Annotated in this window: 14 protein-coding genes; 5 read left to right on the top strand and 9 right to left on the bottom strand. The window is 63.9% G+C overall.

The annotated features are described in order from the left end of the window. Positions 1-8: 8 nt before the first annotated feature. The 4 genes from UP09_RS26860 to folE form a co-directional block, all read right to left on the bottom strand. Positions 9-1,223, bottom strand: a complete 1,215-nt coding sequence (locus UP09_RS26860; protein WP_044541406.1) for a c-type cytochrome — start codon at positions 1,221-1,223, stop codon at positions 9-11. Positions 1,224-1,272: 49 nt separating this feature from the next. After that, positions 1,273-1,980, bottom strand: coding sequence for a c-type cytochrome (locus UP09_RS26855; protein ID WP_044541337.1), 708 nt, complete (start codon positions 1,978-1,980; stop codon positions 1,273-1,275). A gap of 103 nt (positions 1,981-2,083) precedes the next feature. Beyond that, entirely contained in the window at positions 2,084-2,512 is a 429-nt protein-coding gene (gene hisI, locus UP09_RS26850) for a phosphoribosyl-AMP cyclohydrolase (RefSeq protein WP_044541336.1), read from the bottom strand. Between the two features lie 28 nt (positions 2,513-2,540). After that, on the bottom strand, positions 2,541-3,236 hold the full coding sequence (gene folE / locus UP09_RS26845; protein WP_044541335.1) for a GTP cyclohydrolase I FolE: 696 nt from the start codon (positions 3,234-3,236) through the stop codon (positions 2,541-2,543). Between the two features lie 240 nt (positions 3,237-3,476). Between folE and UP09_RS26840 the strand changes: the two genes are divergently transcribed. Then, the gene (locus tag UP09_RS26840; protein ID WP_044541334.1) at positions 3,477-3,923 is read left to right on the top strand and encodes an iron-sulfur cluster assembly scaffold protein; all 447 of its coding nucleotides are present in this window, start codon (positions 3,477-3,479) and stop codon (positions 3,921-3,923) included. Between the two features lie 15 nt (positions 3,924-3,938). Here the strand turns inward: UP09_RS26840 and UP09_RS26835 are convergent, their stop codons facing one another. Next, the gene (locus UP09_RS26835; RefSeq protein WP_044541332.1) at positions 3,939-4,856 is read right to left on the bottom strand and encodes a COG3904 family protein; all 918 of its coding nucleotides are present in this window, start codon (positions 4,854-4,856) and stop codon (positions 3,939-3,941) included. Continuing rightward, on the bottom strand, positions 4,853-5,116 hold the full coding sequence (locus tag UP09_RS38205; RefSeq protein WP_197082748.1) for a hypothetical protein: 264 nt from the start codon (positions 5,114-5,116) through the stop codon (positions 4,853-4,855). Before UP09_RS38205 ends, UP09_RS26835 begins: the two co-directional genes overlap by 4 nt. Between UP09_RS38205 and yidD the strand changes: the two genes are divergently transcribed. Both yidD and UP09_RS38200 read left to right on the top strand, forming a co-directional pair. Then, positions 5,095-5,448, top strand: coding sequence for a membrane protein insertion efficiency factor YidD (gene yidD, locus UP09_RS26830; RefSeq protein ID WP_082070300.1), 354 nt, complete (start codon positions 5,095-5,097; stop codon positions 5,446-5,448). The two genes, UP09_RS38205 and yidD, sit on opposite strands and share 22 nt — an antisense overlap. 102 nt (positions 5,449-5,550) lie before the next feature. Continuing rightward, complete coding sequence (locus UP09_RS38200; RefSeq protein WP_197082745.1) at positions 5,551-5,718, top strand: hypothetical protein; 168 nt, start codon at positions 5,551-5,553, stop codon at positions 5,716-5,718. A 22-nt stretch (positions 5,719-5,740) separates the two neighbouring features. Here UP09_RS38200 and UP09_RS26825 read toward each other — a convergent pair whose 3' ends face one another. Both UP09_RS26825 and UP09_RS26820 read right to left on the bottom strand, forming a co-directional pair. After that, complete coding sequence (locus UP09_RS26825; RefSeq protein WP_044541404.1) at positions 5,741-6,970, bottom strand: hypothetical protein; 1,230 nt, start codon at positions 6,968-6,970, stop codon at positions 5,741-5,743. A gap of 8 nt (positions 6,971-6,978) precedes the next feature. Further along, on the bottom strand, positions 6,979-8,343 hold the full coding sequence (locus tag UP09_RS26820) for an APC family permease (protein WP_044541403.1): 1,365 nt from the start codon (positions 8,341-8,343) through the stop codon (positions 6,979-6,981). A 311-nt stretch (positions 8,344-8,654) separates the two neighbouring features. Between UP09_RS26820 and UP09_RS26815 the strand changes: the two genes are divergently transcribed. After that, the gene (locus tag UP09_RS26815; protein WP_349643932.1) at positions 8,655-9,947 is read left to right on the top strand and encodes an alpha/beta hydrolase; all 1,293 of its coding nucleotides are present in this window, start codon (positions 8,655-8,657) and stop codon (positions 9,945-9,947) included. A 131-nt stretch (positions 9,948-10,078) separates the two neighbouring features. After that, positions 10,079-10,405 (top strand): GrlR family regulatory protein, encoded by a 327-nt coding sequence (locus tag UP09_RS26810; protein ID WP_044541401.1) that lies wholly within the window; start codon positions 10,079-10,081, stop codon positions 10,403-10,405. Between the two features lie 27 nt (positions 10,406-10,432). Here the strand turns inward: UP09_RS26810 and UP09_RS26805 are convergent, their stop codons facing one another. Continuing rightward, on the bottom strand, positions 10,433-11,686 hold the full coding sequence (locus UP09_RS26805; protein ID WP_044541331.1) for a hypothetical protein: 1,254 nt from the start codon (positions 11,684-11,686) through the stop codon (positions 10,433-10,435). Positions 11,687-11,829 lie beyond the last annotated feature (143 nt).

The raw sequence follows: 11,829 nt of genomic DNA, 5'->3' as shown, positions 1-11,829 counted from the left end.
TCGCGCCCCTAATTCAGCGTTGCCGCGCGCAGCTCATTGGCCTGCCGCGCCGAGACCGGTTCGCCGCGGTTACCCCATGACGCCCGGATGTAGGTCACAACGGCCGCGACTTCATCGTCCGAGAGCTTGTGCGCGAACGGCGGCATGCCAAAGGGCATCGGATTGCCGGCCGTGCCCGGCGGATAGCCGCCATTGAGCACCATGCGGATGGCGTTGACCGCGGAAACCATCTGGATCGACTGGTTGCCGGCGAGCGGCGGATAGTCCGGCGGCATGCCCTGCCCGTTCACGCCATGGCAGCTTGCGCATTCGCGGTCATAGAGCTGCTTGCCGAACGAGAGCAGCAGGCTGCTTTCGGCCGACGGCAACGGCGCCGCCGCCTTTTCCGGCGACGCGCCCTGCGCAAGCCCCTTGAGATAAACCGCCATCGCGCGGACGTCATCATCGTTGAGATATTGCAGGCTGTTGTAAACGACCTCGGCCATCGGCCCGTACACCGCGCCCTTGGCAGAGACACCCGTGCGCAGATAGTCGACGATCTCTTCGATCGTCCAATCGCCGAGTCCCGCTTCCTTGTTCGAGGTCAGCGACGGTGCGTACCAGTTCTGCATCGGGATCAGGCCGCCCTCGAACGCTTGCGACTGGGAACTGCCACCGAGCGCGTTGATCGCGGTGTGGCACATGCCGCAATGGCCGAGGCCTTCAACCAGGTAGGCGCCCCTGTTCCACTCCGCCGACTTGCTCGGGTCGGGTTCGAACGCCCCTTCCTTGAAGAACAGCGTGCGCCATCCGAGGATCAGCGAGCGGTTGTTGAACGGGAAGGTCAGGTCATGCGGCTTGTTGACCTGCTTCACCGGCGGCACCGTGCGCAGATAAGCGTAGATCGCGTCGCTATCCTCGCGCATCACCTTGGTGTAGGAGGCAAACGGCATTGCCGGATAGACCAGGCCGCCATCCGGGAAGCGGCCGCTGTGCATCATCCGGTAGAACTGGTCCGACGTCCACGTACCGATGCTGGTCTGCGGATCGGGCGTGATGTTGGACGTATACAGCGTGCCGAACGGCGTCTTCATCGCAAGGCCGCCGGCGAAGGTCTTGCCCTCGCGCGCGGTGTGGCAGGCGATGCAATCGCCGGCGCGCGCGAGATATTCGCCCTTCGCAATCACGACTGGATCTACCGGCTTCTGCTGCGCGTACACCGCGATCGGCGACAGCGTCAGCATCAGTGCGGCAAACATTCCCTTTGAGCCTCGCGGCATCGGTACGATCCCTTCAACGCGGTTCGCTGCCGCATTCGAGCGGCATTGGGAGGCTCCCACGTGGCGCGAAGGATGGATCCGGTGGCGCCGGGCGCGACGACAGATAGGCAGCGACCGCCTTTACGTCGTCCTCGGTCAAAAGGCTCGCGACGATTTGCATGCAGTCGGGCGCAATCGCGGTGCGCGTGCCGTAGCGCCAGCCGCCGAGTTGGCCGCTGATGTAGGCCGCGCGCAGGCCGAGCAATCCCGGAATGCCCGGCTCCATTCCGCCGAGGGTCGGGCCGTGGCAAGCCGAACAGGGCGGAACGGCATGCTGGGCGTCTCCGTTCTTCACAATCGACTCGCCGCGGGCCAAAACCTCCTTGCTGTCTGTCGGAGGAGCCGGCGCCGGAAACGGCGGCCGAAGCGAGGCAAAATGCTCTGCAATCTTCTTCAGGTAATCGTCAGGCAGAAACTCCAGGAGAAAGTTCATCGGCGGATATCTCCGCCGTCCGTCCCTGAAGGCAATCAGCTGATTGTAGAGATAACCGGCAGGCTTGCCGGCAAGGCGCGGGAAATAGACGTCGCTGGTGCCCTCGCCCTCGGCGCCGTGACAGGACGCGCAGGCAAGAACGCGGGCGGCCATCGTATCGGGCGCGCGCTCCGTCGTTTGCGATTGCGCCCCACCGATTGGCGATGCGACGAACGCGAGAACCGCGATCAGCCGCAGAAAACGATGCATCACCGTTCTAGGCCTCCAGCGCGATGATGCGAGACTATAGTCACATCGCGAGGCAGGAGGCGCGCCTCAATTCAATAAGTCAATTGCTTCCGTTCAGTTAAAGCTATTTGCGATAGATTTTTGCCGGATCGAACAACCGCTCAGCATCGACAAATGACAAACTGATGTCACCCCCCGCGCCATTCACCCTGCGGTAGAAGCACGAGCGCCGCCCGGTGTGGCAGGCCGCGCCGGTCTGCTCGACACGAAGCCACACCGCGTCCTGGTCGCAATCCATCCGCATCTCGACCACGCGCTGGGTCTGGCCGGAGCTTTCACCCTTGCGCCAGAGCGCATTGCGCGAGCGGCTGAAGTACCAGGCTTCGCCGGTCGCGATGGTCTTGCGCAGCGCTTCGTCGTTCATGTGTGCGACCATCAGCACGTCGCCGGTTGCGACATCGGTCGCGACGCAGGTCACGAGACCTACCGCGTCGAATTTGGGCTGGAACGCCAGCCCCTCTTCGCGATCGTGATCGTGGGTCGATGTGGACACGGCAAACCTCGCTTAAGGGAATGCGAGGTTACCGGTTCGGTCCTCGCACCAGGGACAGGAAACGCTGCTGCTCCGCCGGATTGTCGCGGAAGACGCCGGTGAAGCGGCTGGTGAACGTCGTCGCGCCATGCTTGGCGACGCCGCGCACCGACATGCAGGTATGCTCCGCCTCGATCAGCACCGCAACGCCACGCGGTTTCAGGACCTCATCGATCGCAGCCGCGATCTGGGCGGTGAGATGCTCCTGGGTCTGCAGGCGGCGGGCGAAGATGTCGGTCAGCCGCGCAAGCTTGGATAGGCCCACGACCCGCTCAACCGGCGTATAGGCGATATGCGCCTTGCCGTAGAACGGCATCATGTGATGCTCGCACTGCGAGGTGAATTCGATGTCGCGGATCAGGACGAAGTCGTCGTATCCAGCGGTTTCGCCGAAGGTGCGGTTCAGCACCTCGGCCGGGCACTGGTGGTAGCCCTGATAGAGCTCGTCATAGGCTTCGACGACACGGCGCGGCGTATCGAGCAACCCTTCGCGGCCCGGATTCTCGCCGATATAGCTGAGCAACGTGTGCACCGCCTGCTCGGCCTCGGCCCGCGACGGGCGCGGCTGGTCGGCGCGGACGGCAGCGGCCATGAATTCAGAAGGGTCGAGCTCGCCCGGACGAGTCTCGGGACTCTTGCCGTCAGATGGCTTGTTCGGGCGGATCGATTTGATCAAGGCGTCCATGTCTTCTCCGTTCGACCGGCCCAGGCATTTGCCCTTGGGCCGGAGGTGTCACCGGGCAGACGGGGCGGATTTACAAACCGCCGGGCGCCTGAGTCCCATCCTTAAAGCACCGCAACGACCTGATCAGGCCGCAACGCTGGCATGGCCGGACTATGCTTCCGCCACTGCTGTTCATATATAGGACGGTGAAACCCAGCCGCCAAGAGCGCCCGGCACCACCGGAACCAGGCATCTGCCCCCATGCTGAACGACATTTACAACAAGCGGATCATCGAGTTGGCCGGCAATATTCCGCGTCTCGGCAGACTGGCCGAACCCGATGCCAGCGCCACGGCCCATTCCAAACTGTGCGGTTCGACCGTGAAGGTCGACCTCAAGATGGACGGTCCTGTGGTGACCGACTTCGCCCATGATGTGAAGGCCTGCGCGCTCGGCCAGGCCTCCTCCTCGATCATGGCGAGCCAGGTGGTGGGCTCGACCGCTGACGAGTTGCGCGAATTGCGCGAAACCGTCCGCAAGATGCTGAAGGAAAATGGCCAGCCACCGCAGGGCGGCAAATGGGCCGATATCGCGCTGCTCGAGCCGGTTCGCGATTACAAGGCTCGCCACGCCTCGACCATGCTGACGTTTGACGCCGTGGTCGATGCGATCGGCCAGATCGAGGCCAAAGCGAAGCAGCCAGCTTAGGAATTCAATTGAGCCCTATTGTGCGGGCTGAGTCGGCGCCGCTGCGCCACCGGTCGGAGCAAGAACCTCCGCGGTCTTGGTCGCCTTCGCGGTTTGCGATTGCGCCTCGCCGTCCATCGCACTGCTGACGAAGCGATCCCTGGACTTGGCTTCCGATTTGGCTTCCGCGACCGGGACGCCGCTGTCCTGCCGCGGCAGCACGTCGGCGACAGCATCGGTGGTCACAAGATTGGTCAGCCGCAGTTCGGCCGGCGACAATTCGTGCAGCTCTTCCCACGGCGGCACACTGAGCGCCAGCGACAGCAGGTCGCCTGCACCGCCCATGTCGAAGGTGTATTTGGCGAGGCGGCCGATATCGCGCTCGACAATCATCAGATCCTGCGCGTTGTAGCTCGCGGCCCTGGCATCATCGGCGCGGTCGCCCATCCAGATCTGGTGGACGCGGATATGGGCGGCCTGCGGGACAAAGCGGGTTTGGCCCGACAGCAGCAGGAACACGCACATCGACTCGCAATAGGCATCCGGCACGACGCTCGCGCGTTCGCCCTGCGGCGTCTGGCTGACGATACTGGTGCCGACGGTGGTCAGCGCGCCGAGGCCGCGGAACCGGCGGCCAAGCGTGATCGCGTCATTGACCGACCCACCGCTGGAGTCGAGCACGATGGTGGCGCCATTGAGCTGGCGGCCGCGCGCGAACTCGTCAAAATCCTTTGGGCTATCGACGGTGATGATGCCGACCGCGGACACCCAGCCCCTGCAATTCGGCTGGCACGCGATCCAGCTGAACTTCATCGGCAGCTTGCGTTCTTCGAGGGTCGAGCTTGCCTGCGCCGAAGTGCCCAGCGTCGACACGGTGCCGGGAATTGCGATGCAAAGGCCGACGGCGCCGAGAAGCGCCCAGCCGCGCAATGAAAGCGACCTCACAAGCCTCAATTTGGTTCCTTCCCCCAAGCCCCTGAAACGAGCGGTGGCAACGGCCCCATGTCAACGCGCCATGATTCTGTCACTGCAGCGTCGTCGAAACGGTAACCTTGCTGACCCGGACCGTCCATAGCACCCTTGTTGCAGCGCCATTCGCGCGCTGCGATAGTTGCGAACTGTGGCGTAAATATCTGCAACAGCACAGTTCCTTGGCTTGGAACCCCCGCAAGACTACGTACATAGTTGCGATATGCCGCCGACAGATCATTCATCCTCACATCCAAACAGATGCACGGAGTGTGCCAGCATCACGCGCCGGTTGCCGCGCAATTTCGGCCGCGGCCTGATCTGGATCTACCGGCACACATTGTCGCCGCTGGTCGGCTACAACTGCCGGCACCTGCCGACCTGCTCGGTCTATGGCGATGAGGCGATCGAGCGCTTCGGACTTTGGGCTGGCGGATGGATGACATTGGCGCGGTTGCTGCGCTGCCAGCCCTGGGGTACGTCCGGGATCGACAATGTGACGCCGACGAAACCGCCCGGCGCGCGTTGGTACTTGCCCTGGCGGTATGGCCGCTGGCGCGGCGTCAACCCGAATTGACGGATCGCTGCAGCGCTTCCAGGCACGCCGCGCATTGCTGACACGCGGAACCGTGGCTGACTTGCCGCATTGTTTGTTTGCCCCGGTTGGGAGGAAACAACAATGCGCTGGAAAATCAGCCACAACGGGCACGATCCCCGGCAGATCGATCTGCTGGCCGTGCTTGCCTTGCTCATTCTGATTGTTGCCGCGTACGACTACTTCATGCACCGCCCGGAGACGCCGAGTACCACGGCGTTCATCGTGCCGAGCCAGAACGTGCACTGGTGATGCGGCGAACCTTGGTTCGGGGCTAACGCCAGAACCAGGAGCCGCCTTGTGGTGGCGGCGGCGGTGGACGCGGCTTGCGTGGCCGCGGCCTTGGCGGCGGTGCCGACGGCGGCTCGTCGGCCGATGAGGTCGCCTCTGCCGTGCCCGTGCCGTCATCGGGCAGCCTCACAGACAGCAGCAGATTGGACTCGTGGGTACGCCAGCGATAGCCGATGCCGAAATCGATCGGCTGCGCGCGGCGAAACAACTCGGCGTAAGACTCCTGGTAGCGCCCCGGGAATTCGCCGATCGGGCCAAGGTAGCGGCCGAACGGGAAGAAGCGCCACTTCTTCGGGCTGTAATAGCCAAGCGGGACTCCGGAATCGTCCTGGATGATCGTCGCGCTGTTGGCGAGGATGAAACTGCGCACCGTAGAGAAGTTGCCGGAATGCAGTAGATAGGACGCGCTCTTGATGAGACTGTTGCCGGGTCCAAGCGTCGCGCAGAATTTCAGGAAGCCGCTCGCCTTCGCGCCGGAATTGGAGAGATCGGTCGAGAAGTAGTACAGCGTCTTCTCGACCCCGTCGGAGCCTGCAAAGGTGATCTTCGTCCCATGGACCACGTTGCGCGCGGCTGCATCGGCGCCGACGTTAAGCGTGCCGTTCTCGTCGATGGTGACCGGCTTGACGTCGCGAACCGTCTTGCCGGAACGCGCCAGGAACACATAGAGGATCGGCAAGGTGCCGCTGACCTCGCCGGCGTGCAGGTCGACCTTCATCTGCTTGGTGATGAAGAAGGAGAAGCTCAGGATCGATCCGAGCGAGCGCTCGACGCTGTAAAGCGCGTTGTTAACAGCGCCGCGCGGCAACTTGGCGAGGTCGGGCACGGCGCCGGGCGGCTCCAGCGCGCTCAGCACGTAGGTCGTCGCCCTGCCGTAGAACGCGTTGGCGTAGAGAAAATCTGGCCCTGAGAACATGTAGAACATGGTCGGCTTGGGCGCGGCGAGATTGGTGTCGGACCAGGCGCGGATCTTCGACAATTGCCGCGCTTCGAGCTGGGCGAAGGCGCCGTCGAAGAATTTCGCATGCCGTTGCCAGGCGGGGTCCTTGGTCAACGGGAGCAACGGCGAATCGGCGGATGGCTGCATGCCGGCAAGGAAACGCGCGGTGTCGTCGGGTGTCACGTCGGCGGCGCGCACCGGCATGACAGCCGCCACCAGCATCGCGGCCACCAAGGTCAACGCCAGGGCCAACGTTCTCGCGGACAACAACATTTTCATTCTTAACCCGGGTGTTCGGTCGCAGGCTGATCGGGCCGCTTGCGGAAGATCGCGTAGATCAAAAGGCCTGAAATCATGATCAAAATACCGAGCGCCGACTGCAGCGGGCGCTGCGTCAAGAGATAGTACATCATGAAGCCGGTCACGAGCAGGAAAACCACCGGCGTGATCGGGTATCCCCAGGCACGATAGGGCCGCGGCAGTTCGGGATGCGTGATGCGCAGCTTGATCACGCCAGCCACGGCGAAGAACGAGCAGAACAGCAACGCGAACTGGATGAAATCGAGCACGGCCTCGAAGCTGCGGGTGAACAGCATGAGGCTTGCGACCGTGACCTGGAACAGGATGGCATAGACCGGCGCGCCACTGGCCGATCGCCGCGCGAACAGATTCAGCGCCGGAATATCCTCACCCATCGTCATCATCACGCGCGGGCCGATCCACATCATCGCGCTGATCGAGGAGATCAGCCCGACGCAAATCATCGCGCCGACGACGCGGCCGCCGACCTCGCCGAAGATATAGCTGCCTGAAATCCGGGCGACGTCGAGCTGGCCGGCGAGCTTGTCGATCGGCGCCGTGTGCAGGAACACCGCGTTGAGCGCGACATAGAGCACCAGCACGATCAGCGTGCCCGACAGCATCGCGCGCGGCAGGTTGCGTTCCGGCAGTTGCATCTCGCCGATGATGTAGGTCGCGGCGTTCCAGCCGGAGAACGAGTACATCACGAACACCAGGCTGATGGCGAACGGGGCGCTCAGCACGTGGGTGGGGTCCGACGACGACGGCGCAAACGACACCGGCTGCGGCGTCGCGATCATGAAGCCCGCCACCAGGAAGGCGACGATCAAGACCACCTTCAGGATGGTCGCGACCAGCTGGAACGTCGAGGAATGCCTGACTCCGGTGAGCTGCACGATCGACACCAGCCACACCACGCCGATCGCAAGCGCGAGCGGCGGCACGCCAGGCAGGACCGCGCGGCCGTACTCGCCGAACGCCATCGCCGCGAGCGCAACCGGCGCGGCAAAGCCGACGGTCGCCGACACCCAACCTGCCAGGAAGCCAAAGGCCGGGTGATAGGCCCGGCCGAGGAAATTGTATTCGCCGCTCGAGCGCGGAAACATGGCGCCGAGTTCGCCATAGGAGAACACCCCGCACAGCGCGACGATACCGCCGACGGTCCACAACAGCAGGATGGAGAAGCCGGACGGGATGTCCTTGACCTGGAAGCCGAGGCTGGTGAAGACGCCGACGCCGACCATGTCGGCCACAACGATCGCGGTCGCCGTCAGGACCGAAACGGTCGAGCCAGTGCCGGGGAGCGGGCCGCGCAACGCCGCGCTTCCCGTAGGTGATGCCGCCATCTCGACCGTACCTTCAGCCGCCGTGCGCCGGAGTGCCGCCATGGTGCAGGCTCGCGGCGTGCAATTCAAGCAGCGTTAACAATGGTTTAAACTGGGACATGAAAAAGGTTTTATAATACCTCTTTCCCGCATCCAGCTTGCCCGGTCGTCGCCGGAAATCGCAAACGCAGCGCCCCTCCCACAATCAGGACACGATTGAGTGGTCTCATGATGCCTTCCGGATGTGGGGAAACGCTCCGGAAGCTTAACGTGACCTAAACACCGACAAGCCAAAATACGTCGTTTGCCGGTGGGTGTGGGGCAAAGGGTGGATGTTCGGGGCACAGCCGAAATTCGACAGTCATGATCGTGTGGGCCGGGTGATTTCACTGGGCGCGACACGGCATGCGCGATCGTCTCGCCGGCGCGGCCGCTGGATCGTAGCCGGCTGCATCCTGATCCCGCTGGCGCTGCCCCTCGCCCAATGCGGCAAGGCGCCGAACGCCGGCATGTTGGCGGCCAACACCCAGGCAACCGGCGATACGTTCGAGGATCGCTTTCCGGCACCGCAGTTCAAGGATCGCTTCCCGACCGAGAAGGAGAGCCTTGCTCCGTACCAGCGGACCGCGGCCGCAGCACCAGCTCAGTCGGCGCCGAAAACCGCGCCCTCGCCGGTTCGCGTCGCCTCGATCTCGCCAACCTTGACGCTGCCGCAACCGACCGAGCGCGAGGATATGACCACGCTGGTCAGCATGAAATCTTCCGCCTTCCCCTATTTTGGCAACAACCCGCGCACCGACGCCCCCTTCCTCAATGTCGGCAACGGCGACCGCCGCGGCCATCGCAGCTATGGCGGCCGCGTCTTCTGGCAGAGCGAAACCTACAATGACAACCGCGTGCTGGTGCACGTGCCCGAGAGCTTCGACGCCAACAAGCCCGGCGTGATCGTGGTGTTCTTCCACGGCAACGGCGCGACGCTTGAGCGCGACGTGCGCGACCGCCAGCAGGTGCCGCAGCAGATCACCGATTCCGGCGTCAACGCGGTGCTGCTTGCGCCGCAAATGGCCGTCGATGCGGCCGACTCCAGCGCCGGCAAGTTCTGGCAACCGGGCGGCTTCAAGCGCTTCCTCGACGAGTCCGCGAGCCATCTCGCCCGTCTCTACGGCGACCCGAAATCCGCGCAAGTGTTCGCCAACATGCCGGTGGTGATCGTGGGTTACAGCGGCGGTTTCCTGCCGACCGCCTGGAGCCTCGAGGTCGGCGGCGCTGCCAGTCGCGTCCGCGGCGTGCTGCTGCTCGATGCGGTCTACGGCGAGCTCGACAAGTTCGCGTCCTGGATCGAGAACAACCGCACCGGCTTCTTCGTCAGCTCCTACACCCACTACACCAGGCCGCGCGACCGCGAGTTGATGTCGATGCTTCGCGGCAAGGGTATCGCCGTGAGCGAGAGCATGGACGGGCCGCTGCGTCCCGGTAGCGTGGTCTTCGTGCAGACGCGCGACGGCATCACCCATCGCAGCTACGTGACACAGGCCTGGACCGAATTTCCGATCCAGGCCGTGCTGACCAAGATGGCGGCGACGCCAGCGTTGACGCGCATGGCGAGCGCGCCAACGAGCCGCTGAAGCGACGCCCTGCGCGCCTGTCTGCCCTTTCAAATTTCGATGTTGACGGCTGCACGAAGTGTGAACCAGTTCACATTTGGCGCCTTGCGCCTCCCATAGGCTTGCTCCGGGGATAGTGGCTGGGGATGGGTGTGAGGGAAGGCCTATATCGCGTTGAATATCATACCGTTCACGGCACCGGCACCGGCGTGCTCTACGCTACCGGCGGCAAGCTGCGCGGCGGCAATTCGGCTTTCGCATTCGTCGGTAACTACAATGACCGGGTCGATGGCATTCAGGTCAAGATCTCGACCCTGCGTCACAATCCCGATCCGGACGCCAAGTCGCTGTTCGGGACCGACAGGATCACGCTGATGCTGAAGGGCACCGAGAATGGCGACATGGTCGACTTCGAGGGCGAGGCGCTGCAAATGCCAGGCGTGCACTTCAAGGCGGTCCTGACGCGGATCGCCGACTAGATCCTGTTTTGCCGCGTTTTCTTGCGCTCAGTGCGCGGGCGCGACGCTTACGCTTGGCAATGCAGCCGCCGGCAACGGGCCCGCGGGCTTCGGGACGGAAGTGGGCGCCGGGCACGACGCCAGAAGCTGCGTCCACGCCGGCTCAAGACCGGTCGTACCGATGTCGAACGTCGTGGGTCCGGCTTTGCCGTCTGATGTCGACGGGCTTTCGCCCACCTGCAGATGCTGAGCCGCCAACATCGCCTTGAGCGTATCAGGCCTCACCGCGTCGCTCCAGACCTCGTATTTTCCGACCCGCGCCGGATATCTCCCGAACGCCACCGACTTGTCGGCGTCGGCCATCATCACCACCGTGCTCTTGCCGGCGGTCCTCTCGTCGAACTCCCGCACGAACATCAGCCGCGCGCGATCCTTGTTCTCGCAGAACAGGCGCCACTCCATCGTGCGGAACGAGGCGCCGTTGTCCTTCCTCTCCAGCGCGATCTTGCGGATGAAGGGCCGCGCCTCTTTCTCCAGCGTCCATGTCGTTTCGGGCAACGGCCGCGTATCGATCCCGAAGCGATAGAGCTCGGGCCGCGTCAGCACGTGGTGGTCTTCGAACTTCACCGTCCGGATCAGATCGTTGAGCTCGCGGCTGATCCCCATTGCCGAGACATAGGCCACGCGATCGCGATCGGCTGTCACCATCTGGCGCTGCCTGTAGTCCGCGACCGCCTGCGGAGGCGGATGTCCGTGGACCACGAATGTCAGCTTGGAGTTATGCACGGCCATCGCCGCGTCGGGCGCCACCTCGCGAGACGTCGCCCCGAGGAACAGGTAGCCGCAGGCCGAATTGCACATCGCGTTGCGGGTGGTGAGTTCGGCCTCGACCTCACCGCTTGCGTTCTTGACCTTCAGGCATGCGGCGTCGACCTGCGTGCCGGCGGCGCACGCGGTCGCGTTGGTCCGGCCGATCCGGGCGACCGCCTTGCGGCCGCGCAGCAACCGTCCGATGGCGTAGGACTGCTCGACGTTGCCGCCGGGCGAATGAAGGTAGATCGGGCGCTGCGTGTCCTTGACGCCGGCGAGGAAACGGCGAATGCGCGGCGCCGCATCCCGATCGATCTCGCCTTCGATGGCGATCCAGCTGTTACAGCCGGGCCCGCACGCGTCGGGCGCTCCCTTGGCAAGATAGATCGTCAGCCTGGGCGCAAATCCGACCTTCTCGGCCGGTGTTTCTTCCGCACGCAATGCGCTCGGGATCGACAGTGAGGCCACGAGAAACAGAATGCGGGCAAACATGAAATGACGGGACCACTCGCGGCAGGAAAATAGCTCCTGACGTTAGACGATGACTGACGGGGTCGCAACGTTCGGTGGCACGCCGGACACCGGTTGTTCCGCCAGTCCCAGCGCTCCGTTTTTCTTGATATTGCCAGCTTGTT

It is taken from the genome of Bradyrhizobium sp. LTSP885 (genome assembly GCF_000938305.1).
Taxonomy (GTDB): domain Bacteria; phylum Pseudomonadota; class Alphaproteobacteria; order Rhizobiales; family Xanthobacteraceae; genus Bradyrhizobium.
Note: the sequence above shows the minus strand (reverse complement) of the source record. Positions and strands in the feature narration are given on the sequence as shown.